General features: G+C 35.9%; 26 protein-coding genes. 20 read left to right on the forward strand and 6 right to left on the reverse strand.

The genetic code is table 11. The features are described 5' to 3' along the window. Positions 1 to 122 precede the first annotated feature (122 nt). The 3 genes from AB3M96_RS07430 to AB3M96_RS07440 form a co-directional block, all read right to left on the reverse strand. A complete protein-coding gene (locus AB3M96_RS07430; protein ID WP_412967151.1) occupies positions 123 to 599 on the reverse strand; it encodes a hypothetical protein in 477 nt (158 codons plus the stop codon). A 35-nt stretch (positions 600 to 634) separates the two neighbouring features. After that, positions 635 to 829, reverse strand: a complete 195-nt coding sequence (locus tag AB3M96_RS07435) for a YwbE family protein (protein WP_412966951.1) — start codon at positions 827 to 829, stop codon at positions 635 to 637. Between the two features lie 104 nt (positions 830 to 933). Next, positions 934 to 1,878 (reverse strand): polysaccharide deacetylase family protein, encoded by a 945-nt coding sequence (locus tag AB3M96_RS07440; RefSeq protein ID WP_412966952.1) that lies wholly within the window; start codon positions 1,876 to 1,878, stop codon positions 934 to 936. A 501-nt stretch (positions 1,879 to 2,379) separates the two neighbouring features. Between AB3M96_RS07440 and AB3M96_RS07445 the strand changes: the two genes are divergently transcribed. The 3 genes from AB3M96_RS07445 to AB3M96_RS07455 all read left to right on the forward strand — a co-directional run bounded on the left by AB3M96_RS07445 (position 2,380) and on the right by AB3M96_RS07455 (position 4,930). Beyond that, complete coding sequence (locus AB3M96_RS07445; protein ID WP_412966953.1) at positions 2,380 to 3,237, forward strand: carbon-nitrogen hydrolase family protein; 858 nt, start codon at positions 2,380 to 2,382, stop codon at positions 3,235 to 3,237. Positions 3,238 to 3,263: 26 nt separating this feature from the next. Next, on the forward strand, positions 3,264 to 3,935 hold the full coding sequence (locus AB3M96_RS07450) for a GNAT family N-acetyltransferase (protein WP_412966954.1): 672 nt from the start codon (positions 3,264 to 3,266) through the stop codon (positions 3,933 to 3,935). Between the two features lie 167 nt (positions 3,936 to 4,102). Beyond that, a complete protein-coding gene (locus tag AB3M96_RS07455; protein ID WP_412966955.1) occupies positions 4,103 to 4,930 on the forward strand; it encodes a cytochrome c oxidase assembly protein in 828 nt (275 codons plus the stop codon). 81 nt (positions 4,931 to 5,011) lie between these two features. Here AB3M96_RS07455 and AB3M96_RS07460 read toward each other — a convergent pair whose 3' ends face one another. Continuing rightward, positions 5,012 to 6,058: an ATP synthase beta subunit C-terminal domain-containing protein gene (locus AB3M96_RS07460; protein WP_412966956.1), complete on the reverse strand. Its 1,047-nt coding sequence runs from the start codon at positions 6,056 to 6,058 to the stop codon at positions 5,012 to 5,014. 193 nt (positions 6,059 to 6,251) lie between these two features. Here AB3M96_RS07460 and AB3M96_RS07465 point away from each other — a divergent pair, with 193 nt between their 5' ends. From AB3M96_RS07465 to AB3M96_RS07520, 12 genes are all read left to right on the forward strand, one after another. Then, positions 6,252 to 7,517 carry an ATP-binding protein gene (locus tag AB3M96_RS07465; protein WP_412966957.1) on the forward strand — a complete coding sequence of 422 codons (1,266 nt, stop codon included), beginning with the start codon at positions 6,252 to 6,254 and terminating at the stop codon, positions 7,515 to 7,517. Positions 7,518 to 7,604: 87 nt separating this feature from the next. Next, positions 7,605 to 8,192, forward strand: a complete 588-nt coding sequence (locus AB3M96_RS07470; RefSeq protein ID WP_412966958.1) for a DNA-3-methyladenine glycosylase — start codon at positions 7,605 to 7,607, stop codon at positions 8,190 to 8,192. Positions 8,193 to 8,332: 140 nt separating this feature from the next. Continuing rightward, on the forward strand, positions 8,333 to 9,061 hold the full coding sequence (locus tag AB3M96_RS07475) for a ZIP family metal transporter (protein WP_412966959.1): 729 nt from the start codon (positions 8,333 to 8,335) through the stop codon (positions 9,059 to 9,061). 162 nt (positions 9,062 to 9,223) lie between these two features. Then, a complete protein-coding gene (locus AB3M96_RS07480) occupies positions 9,224 to 9,568 on the forward strand; it encodes a lmo0954 family membrane protein (RefSeq protein WP_412966960.1) in 345 nt (114 codons plus the stop codon). Positions 9,569 to 9,611: 43 nt separating this feature from the next. Further along, positions 9,612 to 10,259, forward strand: a complete 648-nt coding sequence (locus AB3M96_RS07485) for a PspA/IM30 family protein (RefSeq protein WP_412966961.1) — start codon at positions 9,612 to 9,614, stop codon at positions 10,257 to 10,259. A gap of 103 nt (positions 10,260 to 10,362) precedes the next feature. Beyond that, complete coding sequence (gene liaF, locus AB3M96_RS07490; RefSeq protein WP_412966962.1) at positions 10,363 to 11,100, forward strand: cell wall-active antibiotics response protein LiaF; 738 nt, start codon at positions 10,363 to 10,365, stop codon at positions 11,098 to 11,100. Further along, the gene (locus tag AB3M96_RS07495; RefSeq protein ID WP_412966963.1) at positions 11,097 to 12,143 is read left to right on the forward strand and encodes a sensor histidine kinase; all 1,047 of its coding nucleotides are present in this window, start codon (positions 11,097 to 11,099) and stop codon (positions 12,141 to 12,143) included. The genes liaF and AB3M96_RS07495 overlap by 4 nt, the downstream gene beginning before the upstream one ends. Next, on the forward strand, positions 12,136 to 12,768 hold the full coding sequence (locus tag AB3M96_RS07500) for a response regulator (RefSeq protein ID WP_412966964.1): 633 nt from the start codon (positions 12,136 to 12,138) through the stop codon (positions 12,766 to 12,768). Before AB3M96_RS07495 ends, AB3M96_RS07500 begins: the two co-directional genes overlap by 8 nt. 395 nt (positions 12,769 to 13,163) lie before the next feature. Next, a complete protein-coding gene (locus AB3M96_RS07505; protein ID WP_412966965.1) occupies positions 13,164 to 14,297 on the forward strand; it encodes an HD-GYP domain-containing protein in 1,134 nt (377 codons plus the stop codon). A gap of 204 nt (positions 14,298 to 14,501) precedes the next feature. Next, positions 14,502 to 15,689, forward strand: a complete 1,188-nt coding sequence (locus AB3M96_RS07510; RefSeq protein WP_412966966.1) for a hypothetical protein — start codon at positions 14,502 to 14,504, stop codon at positions 15,687 to 15,689. Between the two features lie 82 nt (positions 15,690 to 15,771). Continuing rightward, positions 15,772 to 17,004, forward strand: a complete 1,233-nt coding sequence (locus AB3M96_RS07515; RefSeq protein WP_412966967.1) for an ATP-binding protein — start codon at positions 15,772 to 15,774, stop codon at positions 17,002 to 17,004. 209 nt (positions 17,005 to 17,213) lie between these two features. Further along, on the forward strand, positions 17,214 to 18,716 hold the full coding sequence (locus AB3M96_RS07520; RefSeq protein WP_412966968.1) for an amidase: 1,503 nt from the start codon (positions 17,214 to 17,216) through the stop codon (positions 18,714 to 18,716). 41 nt (positions 18,717 to 18,757) lie between these two features. Here AB3M96_RS07520 and AB3M96_RS07525 read toward each other — a convergent pair whose 3' ends face one another. Beyond that, positions 18,758 to 18,985, reverse strand: a complete 228-nt coding sequence (locus AB3M96_RS07525; RefSeq protein WP_412966969.1) for a hypothetical protein — start codon at positions 18,983 to 18,985, stop codon at positions 18,758 to 18,760. Positions 18,986 to 19,220: 235 nt separating this feature from the next. On the opposite strand from AB3M96_RS07525, the gene AB3M96_RS07530 reads away from it, so the two are divergent. Next, positions 19,221 to 19,727, forward strand: coding sequence for a DoxX family protein (locus tag AB3M96_RS07530; RefSeq protein WP_412966970.1), 507 nt, complete (start codon positions 19,221 to 19,223; stop codon positions 19,725 to 19,727). A gap of 56 nt (positions 19,728 to 19,783) precedes the next feature. Here the strand turns inward: AB3M96_RS07530 and AB3M96_RS07535 are convergent, their stop codons facing one another. Further along, positions 19,784 to 20,722, reverse strand: coding sequence for a glycerophosphodiester phosphodiesterase family protein (locus AB3M96_RS07535; RefSeq protein ID WP_412966971.1), 939 nt, complete (start codon positions 20,720 to 20,722; stop codon positions 19,784 to 19,786). A 207-nt stretch (positions 20,723 to 20,929) separates the two neighbouring features. Here AB3M96_RS07535 and AB3M96_RS07540 point away from each other — a divergent pair, with 207 nt between their 5' ends. The 4 genes from AB3M96_RS07540 to helD all read left to right on the forward strand — a co-directional run bounded on the left by AB3M96_RS07540 (position 20,930) and on the right by helD (position 25,386). Continuing rightward, the gene (locus AB3M96_RS07540) at positions 20,930 to 21,508 is read left to right on the forward strand and encodes a histidine phosphatase family protein (protein ID WP_412966972.1); all 579 of its coding nucleotides are present in this window, start codon (positions 20,930 to 20,932) and stop codon (positions 21,506 to 21,508) included. A 60-nt stretch (positions 21,509 to 21,568) separates the two neighbouring features. Further along, positions 21,569 to 22,030 carry a DinB family protein gene (locus tag AB3M96_RS07545; RefSeq protein WP_412966973.1) on the forward strand — a complete coding sequence of 154 codons (462 nt, stop codon included), beginning with the start codon at positions 21,569 to 21,571 and terminating at the stop codon, positions 22,028 to 22,030. Positions 22,031 to 22,094: 64 nt separating this feature from the next. Beyond that, a complete protein-coding gene (locus tag AB3M96_RS07550; RefSeq protein ID WP_412966974.1) occupies positions 22,095 to 22,703 on the forward strand; it encodes a uridine kinase family protein in 609 nt (202 codons plus the stop codon). 346 nt (positions 22,704 to 23,049) lie between these two features. After that, complete coding sequence (gene helD / locus AB3M96_RS07555; protein ID WP_412966975.1) at positions 23,050 to 25,386, forward strand: RNA polymerase recycling motor HelD; 2,337 nt, start codon at positions 23,050 to 23,052, stop codon at positions 25,384 to 25,386. Positions 25,387 to 25,471: the final 85 nt, after the last annotated feature.

Here is a 25,471-nt window from a genome sequence, read left to right on the forward strand (position 1 = left end):
ACCGCCGTATACGGATCCGTACGTACGGTGGTGTGAGAGGTCGGATAGTCAAATAATGATTATCCTCCTACTCGATGTTTGTAGGTCAGCTAATAATTATGTTTGTTTAGCCACTAAGTCACTTACTTTAACCTAAATCCTTCTTCAAACATGTAGTCTTCTGCCTCGTCATAAGTGCCGAATGCAGCCTCAAGATTTAAACCAGAGTATACATTCCACCAATCATCCTCTAAGACAAGTAAAAGAACGTTTCCTGCATCATTAATCCAATGCTCTTCTTGCCCTTCGCCGACGATTGCTGCTTCTCTTACTGCGGCAGAGTTAGAAGAGAGAGACTTAATAGACGCTTTCACAATCTTCCTAAGTTCTTCCGCAGAGAACTCACGTATATTTACGAACCCTTTTTCATCAACAGGATAGCCGCTCAGGTTACCGGCATAGACGAAACCATTGCCGTTTGGATGCAGATGCTGAACAACGACCTTTTTCTCAAAGGCGCTATCATTGTAATGGAAGTTCACTCGCTTCATAGATACGTCTTTACGTTCTAGTTCAGGGAACGATTCAATTATCTGTAATTTTTCTTCAAAAGATAACATGTTATTTGTCCTCATTTCTCATATGTATTGTCTTTTCACCCTAGGATTTCCTTTACACGACCAACCTGTCCATCTTCTAGACGGACCTTGATGCCGTGTGGATGATTACTTGACTTTGTTAAGATGTCTTTCACAATTCCTTCTGTTAACGCACCAGTGCGTTGGTCTTTCTTTAAAACGATATTGACTTTTAAACCTGGAAAAATATTTGCTCGATTTTGACCATTCATATTTTTTTCTCCATTAAAACTTATTTTAGGTTAGTTTACCTCATTTGTATGAAAAATAAAAAAACAGGTAACTTAAAAAAGCTACCTGTCACCTTTTCTACTACCTAGTATAACTGAATTGGATGCATAGAGGAATCTAAAGCTTTAAACTCATAATTCTGCTTGCTGAGGTAGTCTAGTAATCTTGGAAGATGTTCAAGTGTTTCCGGTCGTTCATGTAATAAAATAACAATTGGTTCGTTAATTCTATTTAACTTGTTTAATTGGTCTATGACACTATCAACATAGCGGCCATCTCGAAACTGCCAATCCCGACTATCAATATTCCAGTCCCATAGCTTATAGCCCTGGGCAGCAACAGCGTCCTTATAAGCGTCTGTCATGTGAGGGGAACTCCCAAAAGGAGTACGAATCAGATCCGTTTCAATCCCAGTAATATCCAAAATTGTTTGTTGTGTTTGGTTCATTTCACCAAGAACAGAATTAGAAGATTGATAGAATTTTTGTTTATCATGTGAAACACCGTGAAGGCCAACACTGTGTCCTTTTTCAACCATTTGCTTCACAGCATCTGGGTACGCCTTAATATTGTTGTCTAACATAAAAAATGTTGCCTTTGCATTGTATTTATCTAGTAAGGCAAGAATATCGAGGGAAACTTTATGTGGACCGTCATCAAATGTAAGATATACTGCACGTTCAGGAGCTGCAGGGGTTTCTATTGGTGTTTGCTGTTCCGGTTCTTCAACACTTGGTTCGATCGGTTTATCAACTTCTTTAATGGGTTCTAGTTTTTCCTCGGCAGGAGTTTGTTCTTGTTTAGATTCTGGACTTTCCTTTTCTTGTTGGTCGGGTTTCAATATATCATCAATTACATGTTCTAAAGTGTCTTTTTCTTCGCTTATGGGTGCAGGAGTAGATGCGTCTGCTTCAAGGAAAAATTTTGATTGTAGTAGGAAAAAAGAATACAAAAGTAATAAGATGATAAAGCTGAGTAATCCAACTACTTTAAGATAATTTGTTTTCTTTGTTCTTTTTTCACTTGCCATTATGCATACCTTCTTTGCTGATATATTCTTCATTAGATAAGACGTTTCATGTTGCAGAAATGTTTCAGTTTTATTACGACAATTTTACTAAAACTAAGGGACCTTTTTTGGCAGATAGGAAAGTAAAAATTCTTTACTATCTGCATAAGTGCAACTACGGCTCTGTTGTCTCCTAAAGGCTCGGCAATCGCCGAGTTTTCTAACAATCCTTACTAAGGGTAACATACTTTTTTTGAGTGTATATATAAATAATATTTGGTAGTTTGGACGACATGCATGTTCGTTTGATGATACTATTGAAATCTACCAATAATTCATTTGTTGAGTTAAGAATTTATTTTTAAATTTGTTTCTTTTTACTTGTTTATTAGATGAAAATATAGAATAATCACTTTTAGAAAATCTTTTTGCACTTATTAAATGTAATACTTAGTAAAGACGTTGATTTCTGCATTTGATGGCTACAAATCGCGTTTTGAATATATAAGGGAGGATTTGTCATTGAAAATGAGAGTATCTGCTGTGCAATACCATCTTCATACGATTCGTTCGTTTGATGATTTTGCGGCACAGTGTGAGCATTATATAAAAACAGCCGAAGAGTTTGGTGCTGAATTTATTTTATTTCCGGAGTTTTTTACAACACAGCTTTTATCAATCGGTAGTGAAGATGGTACAAAGTTAACAATTAATGATCTACCAGGGTTTACTGAACAGTATCGTAGTCTTTTTTCATCACTAGCAAAACAATCAAATGTCCACATTATTGGTGGTACTCATGTCATTCGAAAGGCTGATTCACTTTATAATGTTGCACATTTGTTTTATCCAGATGGAAGAATCGCAGAACAAGCTAAGCTTCATATTACACCAACAGAAGTACATGAGTGGAATATGTCTCCTGGTGATGACTTTCAGGTTTTTGACACTGACAAAGGTCGTATTGCTATGCTTACTTGCTATGATATTGAATTTCCTGAAATTGTACGAATGGCTAAAGCTAAAGGGGCTGATGTTATCTTCTGTCCATCTTGTACAGATGACCGTCATGGCTTCCATCGTGTACGCTACACAAGCCATGCAAGAGCAGTTGAAAATCAAGTCTATGTTGTCGGAACCGGTACTGTAGGATCACTGCCAACAGTTGATTTTATGCGTGCTAATTTTGGGCAAGCAGCTGTCATCACTCCTAACGACATACCTTTCCCACCGAAAGGAATCTTGGTAGAAGGTGAAATCAACAATGATATGATTGTTACGGCTGACCTTGATTTAGACCTTTTATATGAAGTACGTGAGCGTGGTTCTGTTACCACGTGGCGCGATCGTCGTACCGATCTTTATACAGATTGGAACTAATTTTGCTAGGAAAGAGAGTGATGAATATGGAATATAAACGTATAACTGGTATTCAAGATCCATTATTTTTTAAGATGCATGAGTTAATGAAAGAGGTATTCCCGAAAGAAGAGGTATTAGATTTCGAACTTTGGAAGGAGCCTTTAGAAGATCCAAGTATTCGCGTGTTTGTTGCTGTTCTTGATGATCAAGTGGTTGGGGCAACTGAGTATCGTTACTATCCTGATTGGAATATTGCGATGACAGACTTTACAATCATCGGACAACCAGGATTAAGCATTGGACGTTTCCTAGCAACAAATCGTAGTAAGGACCTTCAAGCATTAGCGAACGAAAATGGCAAAGAATTATTTGGTATGTTTGCTGAAATATATGATCCTTACCAAGTTTCACATTATGAATTTGGCACTGTAAAGCCAATGGATCCATTCGTACGTAGAGAGGTTTTATCACACCTTGGCTACAAACGCCTGGACTTGGCTTATGTTCATCCATCATGGAATAACGATGGGGAAGCTGTTAAAGGGCTTGATTTATGCTTCATGCCTAGCGATGATTCAGTTTCAGAACTGCCAGCTAAATTAGTAGTAGACTTTTTAACTACTTATTATACAGTTCTTCCTAACAAGCCAGCTGATTGGCAAGAGATGGTTGAGGGACTACGTTTGAAAGAAACTGTAAACTTATTACCACTATAAAAGTATATATCCATATTTATATAGAAGCTCTCTATATAAATATGGTTTTTTTTTGGCTGAAATTTGTCGAAAAAACGACATGTGATATTTCTCATATGTTTTTGCTTCAACTATCTTTACAATTAATATATATATGTATTTTACTATCTTAAAGATTGGTGATAACTATGATTGCACAACTCCTCGAGGGATTTAGTTTTCATTCACAATGGAACGGCGGTATCATCTTTTTTACATTAATACTCGTTGTATTGTATTTGTTTCTTTTACCCACTTCCAAGGATCACACACTGTTTAAAACACTTGCCTTTGTACTTAGTATGCTTCTTATTCTATTTACTGTAGGAAGTCCATTAAATCTTTTAGGAAGAATGCTATTTCGCGCACATATTATTCAAGTTGTTATTTTACTCTTAATTGTAGCGCCGCTAATTGTACTTGGTCTAAAAGTAGATTTGTTGGAGAAATTGTTAAAACGAAAGATCGCTAGAAAAATATATACAGTTTTCACTCATCCCATATTTACGATTGCATTATTTCATGGTTTGTTTATTGTTTATCACATCCCAGTTTTATTTGATTGGATCCGCACAGGCTATTTTACAAATTACTTTTTCTTAATAGGATTAATAATTGCAGCAGTTCTCCTTTGGTGGCCGATTATTTCACCAATAAAGGAGATGGACGTACTAAGCCTTAGAAAAAAGCTAATCTATATAGCTGTAAATATTGTATTATTTACGCCAGTTGTCTTGTTTTTACTATTGGCTGACCAAGAATTATATAAAGTTTATAGCGATACAACCCAAATGCTAGCTTCCTTGGCTCTTTGTATGCCATTTGGAGAAGAAATTCCACCGGATATCCTAGAAACACTGTTACCATATCCGCCGATATCAGAGCAAAAAAACGGAGCTATTATTCTCTTCGTATCTCAAGCTCTCATTTTTGGAGTAGCAGCACTTATTCTATATTTAAAAAGTAAAAGGAAATAAGGAAAAGGGAAATACATAATTAAGTGTGTATTTCCCTTTTTGTATTTAGCAGTTAGGACTCCTTTTCAGTGCCTATAACGATTAGTTTAGTTTTCCAATATAAGCTAACTCTTTAACGTCCAGTGAATCTGCAGTTCCGTCCAGGATTTTACGAATATCATTTAATGTTTCATGTAGAGTGAGGGTTTCACCCTTTTTTCCGGTGAAAGCTTCTGCGACGTAAAATGGTTGTGTCAAATAAGCTTCTAGTCGCTCACCGCGCTTATAGGTTTGAACCTCTGTTTCTGGTAACTTTTCAATACCGTGTACACTAACAATAGAGCGTAACTCACGATATCTTCGTAATAGCTTTTTTGCACGTTGTTGAATGGTTAAGTGGGTTTGGTCTAGGTGTGCACCTTCTAGTACAGAAGATGTTGAATAGATTGGGTTCACCGCTGGGTATTGATGTCTAGCGGTAAGGTCAGCATCAAACTGCCAAAGTGTTTCAAGGGGTCCGAATGGTAAATCCTCGTCGACAACTTCGCCTTTTAAATCTACTAGGAAGGTAGTGACAGAATCTATACCAATGTCTTGTAGTCTTTCTTGTAATTGTTGGATTTCGCCTGTTATTACATGTGAACGGTCAGCAGTAAATGCAATTTCTTTAGAATTCCCAATTTTAGCAATTTCCTCATAAGCCTCATCAATTGAGTGAGTTACAACCATTACTTCATCTAGCAGGTCGTTTACTTCAGAGGGATTTCCTTCTGGTGTTAATAATACAGTTACATACCCGTTATTACGTAATCTGTGCAGCATTTCTGCAAGTAGAACTAATTGGCCCATACCAGGTCGTGCAACTAAACCAACCGTACCTCCTTTGGCTAATGGAGCAAACACATCAAGCGTTTTAATACCAGTTTCAATCATCTCAATTTTCTCCCCTCTAATTAACAATTCATCTAATGTGCATTCTGCCAAATCTGCAAGTGCCACCAATGTTCGAACCTCTGATCTAGCAATCGGAATCTTTCCTGTACAAAGATTTGAAACTGTAGCAGGGCGTAATCCTACTGAACGTGCGGCTGTTGTTAAATTAGGCACTCTTCTACGAAGTAAAGAAACATTTAATCGAATATCTTCCAAAATTTACACCTCCTGTTACTTTTTAGAGTAAATCAATTTACGTTTAAATGCAATACTTATTTTTACGCTTCAAAGAAAAAGTTTTTACTCTTAAAAGTTATAGGGCGTTAGCGCGTATAATAATGAAAAATTTGAAGGGAAAAGTGACTTTTTGTCGTATTTCTAAGATATCCATCTGAAATGGGGACCAATAATGCTAATCGAAAAGCTATTGTTACATGTTTTGATTGTTCTGCTACCTATTTTTGTTTACAGTGTATTATTTGAAAATAAGCGACAAATATTTAATTCATTAAGCTACGGTATTTCCTCAGGGCTTGTAGCCCTCTTTTGTATGATTTTCCCTTATTATAGCTTCGGGTTAAATTGGGATTTGCGTTATGTGCCACTTGTCTTGTCCTTTTTATATGGCGGTCCACTTGCTGGAGGAATCGTTATTGCCGTCATTTGCATTGTGAGGACAATAATGGGTGGTGAGTTTGTCTATTTGACGTATGTGATTGTTATTCTTGCGTCGATAGTACCGTGGATATATTCAAAAAAGTTTTGGAGTTTTCATTCGAAACGTCGTATAAGAGCATCAGTAATCATTGGGATCTGGCCGGCATTTTCTTTTATTGTTGTTATGGCAATTCATATTTTTACACATGGTCAATCAGTGTATGATTTCAGACATGTCCTTTTTATTGTATCGGTAATTGGAATAATAAATATTATTGGAATCTTTTTAGCTACCTTTTTAATTGAATCTAGAATTGAGCGTAGAATTATGCAACAAGAAATTCAACGTGCTGAAAAATTAAATACACTAGGAGAACTGGCGGCGTCTATTGCACATGAAATTCGAAATCCACTTACAGTTGTGAAGGGCTTTCTCCAGCTTATGCATAATGACGAGAAAGCGAAAAATAAGGAATCCTATTATCCTCTTGTATTAAGCGAGTTGGCTCGTGCTGAATCAATCATTAGTGACTATTTAAACTTTGCAAAACCTCAGTTTGAAAAAATTGAAGAATTTCATATAAAAGAAGTTATTAGTAGTGTCAAACAACTAGTCGATCCACTAGCTTCTAAGGAAGGTATTCAGTTAGTAACAAATTTCGAGGCCAACCCAATTCTTAGAACAGATAAAAATCAATTAAAACAAGTACTAATAAATATAATAAAAAATGGGATTGAAGCAACTAACGAAGGTGGTATGGTTTCAATCGAGTTGACCTCTTACGGAGATCGAGCAGTCATTATCATACGAGATACAGGTAAAGGAATGGATAAGGAACAACTTGAAAGAATTGGTACATTTTTTTACACAACAAAGGAAAAAGGAACTGGAGTAGGAACTACCGTATCAACTAGGATTGTACAAGCAATGAAGGGTACCATTACATATAAAAGTGAGCTTACGAAAGGCACTGAGGTAATGATTGATTTGCCAATGGTAACGCATGAGAGGGAGTAGAATTTATCCAATTCTACTCCCTTTTTGGATAGCTGAGGAAACATTTGATTATTATAAAAGAAAGAGAGTAGATATAGAGGAGATCCTATGGAAGAAATTTTGAGTCAATCATTTTTTACACAACCAACCTTAGAATTAGCAAAGTCTTTATTGGGATGTAAGCTAGTCAAACAAACAAAAGGCGGAATAACGGCTGGTTATATTGTTGAAACAGAGGCTTACAAAGGGCCTGAAGACCGTGCAGCACACAGCTTTGAGAATCGACGAACTAAACGGACAGAAGTGATGTTTGGAGAGGCGGGGTTTGTATATACCTATCAAATGCATACTCATTGTCTTGTAAATGTTGTGAGCGGTGAAATGGAAAAGCCTGAAGCAATTTTAATTAGAGCAGTTGAGCCGTGTGAGGGTATCGAATTAATGTATGAGCGCAGGGGGCAAATGGAGGAAAAGAACCTCACAAATGGGCCTGGAAAACTAACAAAGGCTTTAGGAATTAACATGGAGGACTATGGTCGTCCGTTTTTCAAACCTCCAATCTATATTGCAGCGGGTTATGTTCCCGAGCATATATCAATTGGTCCTCGAATTGGAATTGATAATTCGGGTGAGGCTAAAGACTATCCTTGGAGATTTTGGATTACTGGAAATCGGTTTGTTTCGAGGAAAGGATAATTGTTGGAACACGCTTATGATGGGAAGGTTACTTAGGAGCGTTCTATGTGCCCGAGAAGGAGAGTAAAGGGTGAACTCGGTAACATATAATAGTACAACAAACTTCTTAGTTACATACTTTTTAACAATAAGGTGGTCGCATGTTACAAGCTGCATTATGGGGAGGAATTGCTGGTTCTTCTCTTTTTATTGGGGCTATGTTAGGGATATATAAAGAGATTCCTAAGAAGGTTTCGGCATTTGTTATGGCTTTTGGAACAGGGGTATTAATTGGAGCGGCAACTTTTGAATTGCTCATAAATGCTGTAAACGAAGGAGGTTTACTCTATTCGTCACTTGGTTTTTTACTAGGAGCAGTCATCTTTATTGTCGCTGAACTAATTATAAGTAAAAAGGGTGGAAATGAGCGGAAGCGTTCAAACATTAACCCCGAACATCATTCCGGAATGGCTATATTTATTGGAACAATTATAGACGCTATCCCTGAGTCACTTATTATTGGCGTCAGTCTATTAGAGAATCATAGTATTAGCTGGTTAATCATTATTGCGATTTTTATTAGTAATTTTCCAGAAGCTCTATCAAGCAGCATTGGGCTAAAAAAAGATGGCTACTCAAAAAAGAAAATTCTTATCTTATGGTTTGTGGTGTTAGTATTATCATCATTAAGTTCAATGGTAGGTTACGCACTAATAGGCCCATCCTCGGAAGTTGTACAAGGAGCAGTCGGTGCATTTGCTGCAGGTGGTATAATCGCAATGGTTTCCGCAACGATGATGCCTGAAGCATTTGAAGAAGGCGGGCCAATTGTCGGATTACTATCAGCAGGGGGCGTTCTTTGTTCCTTAATCCTAACTTATTTTGGTTAAACAAATGAAGTCAATCAAGTTGATACTTGGTTGGCTTTTTTTACTTATATAGATTTGTTTAGCAACTACTAAGCCCCAGGTCCTATTCAAAAATATAACTGAGGCTCATTATGACTTATTTAAAACCAAGATAAGATAGAAACATGAAAGGAGGAAGGAACCATGAGAAAATTTGGTTTATTTATTGTAGGAGGTATTGCAGCAATCGTGCTTTTATCACAGCTTGGACCAATGGTAGGGCTCGTGATCAGTCTAGCGATTCTATATTATGCGTTTAGAAAATTTATTAAGGCGGATTCAACAGGTAGTAAAATCCTGTGGGGAGCAATTGGAATTCTTGCTTTAGGTGCTTCCGCTTCTAACGTACCGGCGATTCTTGGCATCGCAGCTGCATATATCTTATATGTTGTCTATAAAAACTGGAAAAAAGAAAAGAAAGTTTCTGTTTCAGAATCAAATGACCCATTTACAAACTTTGAAAAACAATGGGCTGAACTAAACAAGTAGTAATAGGGAAAAGACACTATATTCTAAAAGGAGAATGATACTAATGGCAAATTTATTTACACGTTTAAAGGATTCAATCGCTGCTGATTTCCACGAATTATTAGATGATAAGGAAAAGAAAAATCCAATCGCATTGCTTAACCAATATTTGAGACAATGTGAAGTAGAGGTAGAAAAAGTTCGTAAACTTGTTGAGCGTCAACATTCTTTAAAGGATCAGTTTACTCGTGAGTATCGCGAAGCACGAGAGTTGTCTGAAAAAAGAAAACACCAAGCAGAAATAGCAAAGCAAGCGGGAGAAAATGCGCTCTACGAATTTGCAGTACAAGAGCAAATTGCTTATGAGGAACGTTCAAACCGTTTAAAAGAAGCGTTGAATAGCGCATCAACTCATTTAGTAGAACTGGAAAAGAAATATGAGGAAATGAAGCATAAATTAAAAGATATGTACATTAAACGCATGGAATTAATGGGGCGTGAAAACATTGCACGAGCAAATCAGAAAATCAATCAGGTCTTAGATTCAAATAAGTATGCAGGGAATGGGTCTACAAATTTTGAGGAAATGGAAAATTATCTTGATAGATTAGAACACCAAATTAATTCGTCATACCATCGTAATACAATTGATGCTCGTATTGCACAACTCGAAAAAGATATGAAAAAAGAAGAAACTCATTCTATTTCATAAAGAAAAAATGGTATTCTAAAGATAACTAGGTTTTCAAAAAATTAGGCGTAGGGTATTCTACGCCTTCTTATGATATATATCCATTTGAAGGGAGGATTCACGCATGTTGGATAAAATGATGAAAGCTGACAATTTGAACTTTTTACTATTACTGGCAATTATCTTACTTGTTATAGAAATTTCATTTTTCAATAGCGGTGTAGTATTTTCCCTTATCATATCAATTGGATGTATTTATATAGGGCGTAAGAGAATACCGCGTACATCAGGAAAGCTATTTTTCTGGTTTGGATGGATTAGTTTAGCTATTACTTTCCTAAACATGATGACAATAAAATTTTTACTACTTGCAGTTCTTATCTACCTGTTACTTCAATATGTTCAATCCAAGAAAAAACCGAATTATATAAAACCAGAAATTACGGAAACAATGGTACAACCGGTTAAAGAACCTATTGTAGATCGTAAGCCATTGTTACAAAATCTGTTGTTTGGTCGACAACAAACACCCGATTATGTCTATGAATGGAATGATGTTAATATCCAGTCAGGTATTGGTGATTCTATTATTGACTTAAGTTATACGGTTCTACCAAAAGGAGAATCAGTTATCTTCATTAGAGGTTTTATTGGCAATATTCAAGTATTTGTTCCTTACGAAGTCGAGGTAAATGTAAATCACTCTGTACTTGTGGGTTCAACGACAATCTTTGATAATCATGACACAAAGACATTTAATCAAACACTTCATTTTCAAACTGAACAGTATGACCAAGCTGACCGAAAGATTAAAATTATCACCTCTATAGGAATTGGAAATTTAGAGGTGAAACGAGTATGAGTACAGTCCAGAGGCAGATAGTTGTAGGAATAGCCTTTTCAGTAGTTATTTTCATAATCGCAATGGGTATGTCCTTTATGGCATTTCCTTTAGCTAATTGGTCATCACTATGGAATACGGAATTAATGGACCTTCCATTCATTATCATGGCAATTAGTATTAGCATACTTGGGGGTCTCAGTTTCGGAACTATATCAGGTTTTCTTTGGAGAAAACAGTTATTATCGATTTCAGATGCTTTATACCAAATCGAACAAGGAAGAAACCTTAGTCACCCGATTGAAAAACAGCAGGCAGAGATGAACACGGTATGGGAACGTTTAAAAAAGGTTCAGAATCATATAACTGAACAAGCCAAGCTTTCTCAAAAGTTAGCAAATGAAAAAGCAATCGACCAGGAAAAACGAATACAAGAGATAGTATCTGAAGAGCGTAATAGACTTGCAAGAGAATTGCATGATTCAGTGAGTCAACAGTTATTTGCTGCGTCAATGATGATGTCAGCCATTAATGAAACCAAACCTCCAACAGATGAACGTGAAACCAAGCAACTAAAAATGGTAGAAGAAATGATTCATCAATCTCAGCTTGAAATGAGAGCTTTGCTACTTCATTTACGACCTGTAGCGCTAAAAGGAAAGTCTCTTCAAGAAGGGATTCAGGAGCTTTTAGTCGAACTTTCACAGAAGGTACCAGTATTAATTGAAATGAAAATAGAGGACTTTCACATCGATAAGGGCGTAGAGGACCATTTATTTCGTATCCTTCAAGAATCTGTTTCTAACACCCTCCGTCATTCTAAAGCAAATCAGTTAGAAGTCCTATTAATTAACCGAGATGGTTTTGCTATTCTTCGAATTGTTGATGATGGCATTGGCTTTGACGTCGAAGAAACAAAAACTGGTTCATATGGTTTACAGAATATGCATGAGCGTGCAGTTGAAATTGGTGGAACAATGAGGCTTGTGAGTATGAAGAATAAGGGAACACGGATTGAAGTAAAGGTTCCAATGATGAAATTAGAGGGTGAAGAAAATGATTAAGGTGTTATTTGTAGATGATCACGAAATGGTACGAATTGGGGTTTCCTCCTACTTGTCTGCTCAACCAGATATTGACGTTGTAGGAGAGGCAGACGATGGAAAAAAGGCAATTGAGCTCGCGTTAGAACTACGACCAGACATCATATTAATGGACCTTGTCATGAAGGAAATGGACGGAATCGAAGCAACTCGAAGGATTATTGAAAGCTGGCCAGAAGCAAAAATTATAATTGTGACAAGCTTTATTGACGACGAAAAAGTATACCCTGCATTAGAAGCGGGTGCGACAAGTTATATGCTTAAAACGTCGAAAGCAAGTGAAATTGCAAATGCAGTTAGAAAAACATTCCGCGGTGAATCAGTTCTTGAGCCGGAAGTTACAGGGAAAATGATGGTTCGTATGAGACAGAAGGACACTCATCTACCTCACGAAGAGTTAACAAACCGCGAGATGGAAATATTACTTCTAATAGCAGACGGAAAAACAAATCAAGAAATTGCGGATGAGTTATTTATCGCTCTTAAAACAGTAAAGGTCCATGTAAGTAATATTTTAAGTAAATTAGAAGTGCAGGATCGTACTCAAGCTGTTATCTATGCGTTTAAACATTCCCTTGTAAAATAATCCATACTTACCTTATTAGGAAGAATTTAAAACTAGTAATAGGTCCTAAAAAATAGTATAGTATCAATGAATAAAAACACAGGAAACTGTGTTTTTATTCGTTTGTATATTCTGACAAAAACTGACTTCTAGTAAAATATTACTATCATTATTTATTTTTAGGTATATAGGACTATTTATGAAATAGACGATATTATGCTAATTTGGAAGAATTTTTCTGCCTAAATAACTATTTAGTTTATAGTACATTTGATATATAATAGGAAAATGAAAGAAAAAAGTCGATATTTGACGAATTAACACTGAGTCTTTTGTACCTTTTTTGTAAAGTTAGCAGGTAATTTACCTACTTATAGAGAAATATAAGAAAAAATGGAGAAATAGAGATGCGAAAAATGAAAAAAAATTCTACGCTAAGTACTGAAGAAAAAGGTACATTAAAGTGGTTCCTTGGGCTTTTTTACTTAATTATGATCGTCTATGACGTGTTTTATTATTATATATATCCGAAATTCATTATCCATAGCAAGGTAGGGCTACCAAGTAATTTTGGCTACTTTGTTTATATTATAATGCTATCATTAATCCCTGTTTCAATTTACTTAAGTAGAAGAGAAAAGCAATATATAGTAAAATATTTGATTGTTATCACTTATCTTATACTATCAATTGGTAACGATCTTTCATTCTACTTTTATAACTCTTCTGAATTCAAAAGTGGTAATGTAGCTGAAATGTTTATTGTATTATTTTCTCCTATTTTCGTAAATAGTCGTTTCTTTTATGTTGTTTCTATTGGAGCAATGATTAGATATCTTTTAACAGGTTTTGCTCTTCAGTCAACGGATGTAATATTTCCAGCAGTAATAACAATGGTTTTTATGTTAATAGCTTTTATATTTTTATCTAGATTTAAGTCCTATGTACAAGCTGTTAAAACTTCATATGATGAGCAACTAGAAGGTATGGTAAAAGGCGTTATAGCAGCTCTGGAACTAAAGGATCCCTATACTCGAGGTCATAGTGAGCGTGTTGCAAGTTATGCCTTATCTCTAGCTAAAGAAGTAAAGCAGTTCTCGAATGATGAATTAATGGCATTTAACTATGCTTGCTTATTACATGATATTGGTAAGGTAAATATCCCAGATCAAATTTTAATGAAGCCTTCTAAATTGACTAAAGATGAATTCGAAGTTATAAAAACACATCCGGTAGTCGGCGCTGATGCTGTTAAAAATATTGATGGCCTAAAAGGTAATATATCTGTGATTCGTTCCCATCATGAAAGGTGGGATGGAAAAGGATACCCAGATCAGTTAAAGGGTACAAATATTCCTTTACTTGCTAGAATCGTAGCAGTAGCGGACGCTTTTGATGCAATGACTTCTTCTAGATCCTATCGAAGTGCTCTTCCTATGGAAGAGGCGTATAATAGAATAATAGAAGGTAAGGGAACTCAATTTGACCCTGATTTAGTTGAAGTTTTTCAAAAAGTGTATCCATCATGGCTAGATATTCATAAAAACTAAGCTATGTTTTTAGGATATGAGATTTGCAAGTAATAGTTAAGGAGGAGAAACTATGAAAATTAGAAAACTAAAAAAGGTTAAAACAACTTGTTGGTGGTGTATTTTCACACCTCGTGTACCAGATTGATTTTATAGGATGCTTGCTCTCGGGCTTTGCATCCTCTTTTTATGCTTAAAATATGAATCTTGAAAAAAGGTGAATACATGAAAATTACAATGGATACTACGTTATATTTACGTGATATAGATATTCGCAAGGATAATAAGCATTACATTGTAGAAGACCTAGCTACTCAAGAATTCTTTGAAATGCCAAAAATTTGTATAGATGCTCTCGGATTAATGAAAGAGAATATTACATTAGGTGAAATTGAACGAACATTAATTAAAGAATACCCTAATGAGGAAGTTGATATAATCGATTTTACGGAACAGTTAGTAGATTTAGATTTAATTGATACAATTAATGGTGTTAAGATTGAGCGTAGCTTGAAGAATAAGACTAAATTAGGCTTTGAATGGATACCACAAAAGTTAGGTAAAGTATTTTTTAACTCCTATACAAAATATCTGTACGCAATTTTATTTATCTCAAATATCCTAATATTTGTTTGGAAGCCATCTTTGTTTCCTCACTATACTGATCTGTTTGTATTTGATATAATGTCGGTCAATATTTTAGTATTTGGTTTTCTCACTTTTCTAATGGTAATTATTCATGAATTTGGCCATATACTTGCCATTAGGTCATTCAATTTACCTACTAGATTAGAGGTGGGGCGTAGATTATATCTGATTGTTTTTGAAACGGATCTGACTCTTGCTTGGAAACTGCCTTCAAAAAAAAGGAATATACTTTATTTAGCAGGTGTTTGTTTTGATACGGTTTCATTATTTATTGCCCTTATGGTTAATCTCTTTATCCCAATTGAATCCGAAATAATTATAGGGATAGTTGGATTAATTATTTTTGATACGGTCGTAAGGATTATATACCAATGCTGTATTTATATGAAAACAGATTTCTACTTCTTATTTGAGAATTTATCCGGAACTTATAACATAATGGAGAATGGTATTCATTCAATAAAAAATTTATTTCTAAAGAGAAAGTCTACGAATAAAGAGTTGTTTGCTGGAGAAGAGAAGGTAGTTAAATGGTATAGTGTTTTTTATTTCATTGGTGTAGCTATAACGTTGGCCTTGTTGGTGATATACTATCTTCCTCAACTTATATATATGGGGATTAGCATGCTGCCTGGTTATGTTAAACCTATTTCTGATCCATATTTCTGGGATGCAGTTGTTTTTACAATTCAAATACTAATTATTGTTGGATTTTTGTCACATTCTTTATATAAATCATATCGTGAAAAAGTAGTCGAAAATTGATAAAATTTGTCATTTACTAGGACTTATGGTATATAATAAGTTATGTTATACAACTTGATTATTTTGCTGCGTGAGGTTAAGAATGCGAAAAATAAATGTACACCCACTGTTACTTCATGAAGAAAAGCGTGCAATAAAAACATATTTATTTGCTTTTTATGTTACTTTAGTCCTGTTTGATTTATTTTATTATTTTTTCTTTAAAAAATACGTAGCTAAAGTAACTCCAGGGTTTGGCAATTACCTTGGATATGCTAATTACTTTTTTTTACTATGTCTGCTTGTATTCTCGTATTTTTTATTTAAAAAGGGAAATCAGCATGTAATAAAGTACTTACATGTAGCTATATATTTTTCATTAGCTATCATTTATGACTGTACCGTATTTATGGAAAAACCTCTTGAATATGCTAGCGGAAATATAGCAGAACTGATTTTAGTATTATTTTCCCCAATCTTTATTAATAAACGATTTTTTTGGTTTGTATCAATTGGTGCTATTTCAAGATATTTAATTGTTGGTATTGTTATACATTCGAAGGTTGTTGCTATACCAACCGTTTTAATTACTGTCTTGGCGATTATTGCTTATATTCTATTAATTCGTTTCTCAGCTTACGTTAATTCGTTAACAAAGATGCACGAAGAACTACGCCACAAAGAAAAGCTGGCATTTGTAGGTCAAATGGCTACTACAGTAGGCCATGAAATTAAAAATCCTTTATCTTCTCTAAAAGGATTTACACAGCTTCAGCGTGAGAAGTATCCAGAAGATCAATATTATTTTTCAATAATGGATCAAGAGATTGATAGAATTAATGCAATCGTTAATGACCTATTATTACTAGGAAAACCAAAAAGCTCACACTTTCAACAGCATCAAATTCGACATATTATTGATTATGTTGTGTCAATTACCGAGCAACAGGCTAATAAACAAAATCAGAAAATAGTTGTTGAGATAGATGATGGTATACCAGCTATAAAAATAGATGACAATCAAATAAAACAGGTTTTTATTAATCTGATAAAGAATGGTTTAGAATCGATGCCTAAAGGTGGTCAATTACAGATCAAAGTGGCTTGTAAGCAGGGAAATTGGATTTCTATTTGTGTAATTGATCAGGGTAGTGGTATATCAAAGGAAGATATGGAGCACTTATTTGAACCGTTTTTCACGACTAAGAATGATGGAACTGGTCTTGGATTAATGGTTTCTCAAAAAATAATAGAGGACCATAACGGTAAAATTAATATTAATAGCGAAGTTAATAAAGGTACAGTGATGGAAGTATTGTTACCTATTACAAAATAATGAATAACTAGGAAAGCTGGCCTCTATGAGAGACCAGCTTTTTTTAAAATACTTTCCATAATGGTGCTCTAATATCCCTAAAGGATTGGCAATCGATGAGTTTTCTTACTATATTCTGTTTTAAGGCAAAAAGCATAGAATGTTAGTAATCATTATATGAAGGTGTTTAGCATCCCTACATAGAAGTATTTATTATAAAAAGGAGGGATATGGTGAAGGAGCAGGAGTTTAAACAGTTTGATGGGCTGGGTTTAGCAGAGTTGGTTCGAAATAAAGAAGTTCATCCTATGGAGCTTGTTGAAGCATCAATTCAAAGGATTGAAAAATTAAATCCAAAATTGAACGCTGTCATTCATGAAATGTATGAAAAAGCGGTGGATCTAGCAAGAAATCACAACGGTGATGGGTTATTTGGTGGGGTTCCGCTTTTGTTGAAGGATATCCAGCAGGAAGTAAAAGGAGAGCCAATCACACATGGTTCGAAGGCTTATAGTGGATACGTTGCAACACAGGATGCTGAGTTTGTCAGAAGGATAAAGAGTACGGGTGCGATTATCCTAGGCCATACAAACGTACCAGAGTTTGCTCTCATGGGTATTACAGAACCTAAACACTATGGAGCAACTAGAAATCCTTGGAATTCAGAACATACTCCTGGTGGATCTAGTGGAGGCTCTGCGGCTGCAGTAGCTTCTGGTATGGTTCCGATTGCAGGAGCGAATGATGGAGGAGGTTCAATTCGTATACCTGCAGCTTATACCGGGTTATTTGGCATAAAGCCAACCCGTGGTCGAACACCCGCTGGTCCATCAGTTGGGAGAGTATGGCAGGGAGCTTCTGTTGATCATATCTTGAGTAGGTCAGTTCGTGATTCAGCAGCGATGTTGGATGAAGTAAGTGCTCCGGAAAATACAAATGCATTTACCCCCATTCCTTACTATGGGAGCTATCTTGAGGAAGTATCTAAGCCTTTACCAAAGCTTCGAATTGCATTTTCAACTCAATCACCTTTAGGGACCGAGGTTGATCAGGACTGTAAGGAGACTGTTATTCAAACTGTAAAACTATTAGAATCACTAGGTCATAGTGTCGAGGAAAAAAATGCGCCAATAAACGGTCAGAAGATCGGGAATAGTTATATGACCCTATACTTTGGGGAAGTAGGTGCTGCACTGTCAATACTTAAGGATGTCCTTGGACGAAAGCCAACCATCCAAGATGTAGAGCCTTCTACTTGGATATTGGGGTTATTAGGAAATAGTGTTTCAGCAAGTGAATTTGTGCTAAGTTTACAAGAATGGGATATTGCAGCAATTGCAATGGAAAAGTTTCATGAAACATACGATTTATATGTGACACCTACTACTGCCGCCCCTCCATCTGCAATTGGTGAGCTAGCCTTAAAAACGAGTGAAGAAAGGCTAATCGGATTAGTCAGTAGGTTAGGATTAGGTGGTATGTTAAAAAAATCTGGTATGGTAGAACAATTAGTGGAAAAGAGTCTTTCAAGAACTCCTTTTACCCAGCTTGCTAATTTAACGGGTCAACCAGCTATTTCCGTCCCGATGGGTATGACTTCTAACGGACTACCGTGTGGAGTGCAGTTCATGGCAGCACGGGGTAGAGAGGATTTACTTTTCCGTGTGGCTGGAACGTTGGAGCAAACGGAACAATGGGTTGATGTAAGAAAGAACGAAAGCTTTCAACAATAAAATATGAAAAAAAATAGGACCTAGGGGGTCCTGTTTTTATTTTATTTGTAATGTTCGGCTTCTGTTTCATCCACACTTTTATTATCCATCCACATCTTAATGTGAGTAAGAATTGAAAAGGCTAAGAAAAAGTTCATTGCTAATACACTTAAAAGTAATGGCATATTATCGAATTGAATTGCTGTATAGTTCTTTATTTTCATGACAATAAAGCCTTCAATTATTAATAAAAAGACGCTTAAAAATGCAGCTGCCCCTGTACGAATCATGGTAATCCCCCTATGTAGCTTTGAGTTTTCTGACTATTTGAATAATAACATAAAAAAACGCAAAAGAAAAGTGTTTTGCTTAAATGCAATGGATAAATTGTGAATTAATAAAAAGTACACATTGTTTTTACGAAAAGTTGAAACGCACTGGAAACAACATCCAATATTATTTAAGAATGATATGATATAAGTGTAATAAGAAAGTAAATTAAAACAAAGAATGGGAGTGAAGAAAATGGTTGTAAAATGGCTAAGGGAACATATAAGTGCATCTGCGATTTTAACAGTAATAAGATTGTATCTAGGATATTCTTGGATGACAGCCGGATGGGGAAAAATAACAGGTGGTTTTGAGTCAGCTGGGTTTTTACAAGGAGCAATTGCAAAATCTTCCGGTGATCACCCGGCAGTATCTGGCTGGTGGGCATCATTTTTAGAAGGCTTCGCACTTCCGAATGCTGAGTTATTTAATTTCATAGTATCATGGGGAGAGTTTTTAGTAGGTATAGCACTCATACTAGGTATTTTTACAACATTTTCAGCTCTAATGGGAGCAATTATGAACTTCGCATTCATGTTCTCAGGTACAACTAGCACAAACCCTCAAATGGTCCTATTAACATTCTTCATCTTAGTAGCAGGCGCAAACGCTGGAAAGTTCGGGGCGGATTATTATGTATTACCATATATCCGCAAAATGATTAAGCGCGGTAATGTAGACACAACAATTACAAATTCATAATATTTAAGAGGCTCTCGAAGTTGAGAGCCTCTTTTGCGTTTCGTATAAAGTTTCTACTAATAGCCCAAATCCTCAAGGACTTCAATCATCAGGTCTGGTCTGTCAGTCATAATGCCGTCAGCACCTGATTCGATTAGTTGTTGCATTGTTTCTTTGTCATTAATTGTCCAATAATGGATATCAACACCTCTTCTATGTGCTCCTTTAAGGACGGTTTGATCAGCGAGGTCAAATCCACTATCGCTTGTCGGTATATGAAGAAAGTCAACTTGAGGTTGATACAGGTTTCGTAAAAAGAACTTATGAAACACAACAAATTTAGTAACCTCTTGTCTACCAGCAGCAACGGGTGTTTTTCCTTTAGAAAATTCTTGGAAAGTATCTATGATTGCTTGATCAAATGAAGCAACAATTACTTGCTCCTCTTTATTATATTCTTCAATTAATAGCCAAAGCTTTTCAGCAACCTCCTTCATTCGTTCAGGAGGGTTATCATCCTTTATCTCAATAATCATTGGCGTATCGGGGAATACTTCAAATACTTCTTTTACACTAGGAATAAAGGCACCCTTTCCTCGAAAACTGTATTCTCCCTCTAAATCTTGAAAAGAGTAACCGGCATCAAGGTCTTGCAGTTCTTTTAGAGTAAAGTCAGCAACTGCCCCCTTACCATTCGTTGTACGATCAACTGTTGGGTCATGGATTGTTACTAAATGGCCGTCTTTCGTAATGTGAATATCAAACTCTAGTACGTCTACTCCTAGCTTTTTTGAAAGAGTAAAAGCTTCCATTGTATTTGATGGTGCAAGCTGTTCTCCACCTTGGTGGGCGATTACAAGTGGGCGCTCACTATCAAATGGTTTCCAAGTGGCCTGTTTTTTTACAGGCAGTAAATTCACAGACAAAAATAAAATTACAATAATAAGCAGTAACAAACTTAGTATTTTAGTTGATTTTTTCGGCTTTTTATTTTTACGAACAAGTTCAGTGGTCATCGGAAATTCCTTTCTATTAATTAATAAATAAGCAGTGGAATCTTTTCTACATATCATTATATAGTAATTTTAGGTAATTAAAGAGAGGTTTTTTGTAGAACTAAATATTTGATATGCTATGGATAAAAATAGCTAGGTTCCTATATTATTATATGGTAGATATTGTTAGATATAGCTTAAAATATAGTAGATTGGAGTAGATCAATTATGTTGAGATTAGGTATTATTCGGCATGGTACCACAGAATGGAATAAAGCAGGGCGTGCTCAAGGAAGTTCAGATATTCCTTTAGATCAGGAAGGATTGGCTGAAGCTATTAAACTAGCAACACGTTTGAGCGGTGAAGAGTGGAATATTATTTACTCCAGTCCACTGAAGAGGGCGAGCCAAACTGCAGAAACAATTAAAAAGAATCTAAAACACCAGGAAATATACTTTGATAAACGACTTCAGGAAGTTGGTGGAGGTTTAATAGAAGGAACTACTGAGGAAGAAAGGATAAGTAAATGGGGAGTAAATTGGAGAGAGGTAGAACTAGGAGTTGAGCAGCCAGACAGCGTTTATAATAGAGGGATTTCTTTTATCGAAGAAATAAAGGGTAAGCATCCTAGTGACAATGTATTAGTTGTAAGTCATGGTGCGTTTATCAGGCATATGCTAAGGCGGCTGGTTCCACAACAGTCATTGGAAGACAAGCTAAAAAACACATCCATAACGGTAATTACATACAAAGAAAACAGTTGGGATATTGAATTATATAACTGTACAAGACACTTAGAATCATAAACTAGAATAATAGATTTTATGATAATGGCTGTTAGATAAGTCGGATAAAGGAGTTCACATATGAAAAGGTTATTCTATTACAATTGGCAGGTTCGGAGTGAATGGTTTGAGTGGTGTAAGCAGTTTTCTGCAGAAGAGCTATTAGAAAAAAGAACAGGTGGTATGGGAAACATCCTTCATACGCTGCTACATATTGTAGTAGTTGAGTTTGATTGGATTAATGATTTAATTGGCGGTGAGGAGGTTGTCATAAAGCCTGAGGACTATACAACTCTTGAGGATGTTGTGGCCCTTCATTTGAAGTGGCATTCAGTAGTAGAGGGTTTTGTTGAGTCATGGACCGATGATATGAATGATAAGATATTAATACTAGAAAATGGAAAGAGGCAATTTACATATGAAGAAGTGATGCATCATGTAATTGCGCATGAAATTCATCATATTGGGCAGTTATCGGTGTGGGCAAGAGAGCTAGGAGCAACTCCGGTTGGTGCCCATTATATAAATAGAGGGCTCGCGTAACTTTTTAGAGCTAATTGATGTCTAAGTATAGGATTGCATTTTTACTTAAAAAGGAGATACGTTAATGAGTTTAGTGACAATACAAGGTAGTATTTTAAGTTACCAAGAGCTAGCTGATCGAATTCTAGCTTTGCCAAGAAAACGTAACACCTTGTTAATAGGTGTAGATGGCTGCGGTGGATCTGGGAAAAGCACTTTTGGACGGAAATTAAAAGATTCGTTTGAGGATGCGACACTCATACACTTTGATGATTTCTATTTTCCATCATCTCAAATAATTAAAGCTGACCCAAAGGAGAAACCGGTTGGAGCAGATTTTGATTGGAAACGATTGATGGCTCAAGTTATCTTACCTCTAAATGAAAATAGAGCCGGAAACTACCAGAGATACGACTGGAATACAGATTCCTTAGCGGAATGGCACCAAGTTCCAGTTGGTGGAGTTGTAATAATAGAAGGCATTTCTTCAACGCGAAATGAAATGACTGATTACTATGATTATAAAGTCTTTGTGGACACACCTAGAGAAATTCGCCTAGCAAGAGGTTTGGCAAGAGATGGTGAAGAAGCCAGAGATATGTGGGAGAAAAACTGGATGATTGCAGAAGAGTTATATGTGGAATCTCACCGTCCTGACCTTCGAGCAGATCTCGTGATAGATGGAACAAAGTAAAACAGGGCTTGAAGACAAGTTGGTTAGTATTGACTATGAAGAAGAATAATTGTTCATAATATAGATAAGAAAGTTCTTAAATCAATTGCGGATTTCAAATTAATACCATATAATGAAAAATACGTCTTTTGAAAACGCATACTGATTAATAACTGTTCCTTTCAATGCCCATAAAGCAAACGCCATGAATTAAAACCTAATTCATGGTTTTTTCACTTTGCAAACAAGGAACAAAACCAGGGCAAACACTAAAGTGTCCTCCTGAGATGGACAAATGTATTTCTAAGGTGCCTGACACCATTGTGGATAATGTGGATATGTGGATAAGTGAGTGGGGGGTGGTTGGATGTCGGAGGAGAGGCATCGGGATTTTGAGGATGAGGTGGAGAGGTTACGGTTTACGAAGCAGTATATGGATATTGTGATTAGGGCTTCGGAGTCGTCGGAGGAGAATTTTAAGGAAAACTTAAGGGGTGCTCTTGAAGGGGTAGATTTTAAGGATAGTAGTTTAAGTTACCTGAATATGCTTACTAACTCTACTTTGTTAAGACGAACAAATGAAGAGGTGCGCAATCTAAAGCGAAATCGTAGTAAGCCTTATTTTGCTAGGATTGATTTTACGAGAGATGAAACGGGAAATGAAGAGGTACTTTATTTTGGCAAGGTGTCTTTGTTTGATAAAGAAACACAACAGCCGATTATTGTGGATTGGCGTTCTCCAGTGGCTAATCTTTATTATGATGGCAGGCTTGGAGAGGTTTCATATGAAGCTGAGGGAGAAGAGTTCAATGGATATCTAAAGCTCAAGCGCCAATTTATTATTGAAGATGGAGAGCTTGCGGAGATTAGAGATGTTGATTTAACAACAACTGATGAGCTGTTGCAAAAGTCGTTATCAGAAAGTGCAAGCAACAGACTTACGGATATAGTTTCTACCATTCAAGAAGAGCAAAACAATATTATTCGTGCGGATCTAAATAAACCGATTATCGTGCAGGGAGCAGCGGGAAGCGGAAAGACGACAATTGCTCTTCATCGTATTTCTTATTTTATCTACACATATGCTGAATACTTTTCGCCAGATCAACTCATGATTCTAGCACCAAATCGGTTATTTATTGACTATATCTCTGAGGTGCTTCCAGAGCTCGGGGTTGACCATATCCTACAGACGACCTTTGTTGACTACGTAAAAAAATGCCTTGGCAAACCAATTAAATTAACGAAACCAGAATCTAAGCTTCTAGGTTTTATTAATGATGAGTTCGAACAACCAGAAATGATTCGGTGGATATCTTCCTTTAAAGGATCCTTAGAGTATAGAGATATTATTGATCATTATGTAGAGGATATTTTACGCTCTTTATTACCACAGGAAGATTTTTATGTGTCACAATTCAGGCTGTATAAAGCCAAAGATATTAGCCATTTAATGACTTATGAATATCGTTATCTTCCGTACTATAAGCGAGTAGAGAAGATAAAGAATGTTCTTCAAAATACAGTTCGTCTAGAGAAAAAGAAAATGATACAGAAAGTTACAAAGTTTTATGATGACAAGCTTGACAAGGCATTATTCAAAACGAAGTTTGATCCCGAGAAACGACGTCGATATGTTTCGAAAGCGATGGATAAGCAGGCAGAACTTATAGAGGAAATAACGAAGCAATCGAGAACAGCGGTAAACTCTTATATCAAGAAAATACCTCGACACGATGTATTCCATTATTATAAAAAGTTCGTAAATGAGTTATTTCCTTCTTATGCAACTGGAATTCTTTCAGAAGAGCAAATCACGTTTTTTAGTAAGTATCAAGAAAAGCTTACTAAGGAAAGAGTTTATGAGTTAGAGGATTTACCAGCTTTACTATATTTACAAGGGAAGCTTTACGGACTTAAAAAGGAATTAAAAGCTCGTAATGTCGTAATTGATGAAGCGCAAGACTATAGTTACTTTCAGCTGGCTGCTTTAAAAAGTGCCCTTGAAACAGATATGTTTACGATTGTAGGCGACCTGGCTCAGGGTATTCATTCCTACCGGGGTATCAACAATTGGGATCCTGTTCTCGAAGAAATCTTCCCAAGAGCAACCTACAAAACCCTGCAGAAAAGCTATCGAACGACTATTGAAATTATGAATACAGCAAATCAGTTGTTAAAACTTTTACAGTTAGATTTACCGATGGTAGAACCTGTTGTTAGGCATGGTGACGTACCAATCTTTCACCAGCTTCCACACTCTGAGCAAGATACAGTTAATCTAATGACCGACGAAATCAGAGGTTTCTATAACCAAGGAATGAAGACAGTTGCAATTATTGGAAAGACGAATAAAGAATGTGAAAAGCTTGCAAGGGCCTTTAAAAAACATAGTGATCTACCAGTTCAATTATTAAAAGAGAATGAAGAGATTAATAAGGAAGAAGTCGTAATTGTTAGCTCTCATCTATCAAAGGGCTTAGAGTTCGATGCAGTTTTGATTTATTCCAATAACGAACAGTTTCATAAAAATGAGATCGATATTAAGTTGCTTTATGTAGCAATGACACGACCATTGCACCGTTTACACTTCTTTGGAACAGAGGCTTCAAACTTCCTTTTACATGAAGTAGAGGAAAGTCTATATGCTCGAAGTAATAGTAAGTTAGAGGATGTAAGGGATGAAGAACGAGAAGTTGGATAAAAAGGTATAACTACGATAAAAAAAATAATAATTAATTTTTCTCCGCGAATTCATATTTGAATTCGCTTTTTTTTGAGAAAAATCA

The organism is Ferdinandcohnia jepli (assembly GCF_047246645.1).
In the GTDB taxonomy this organism is placed as follows: Bacteria; Bacillota; Bacilli; order Bacillales; family Bacillaceae_L; genus Ferdinandcohnia.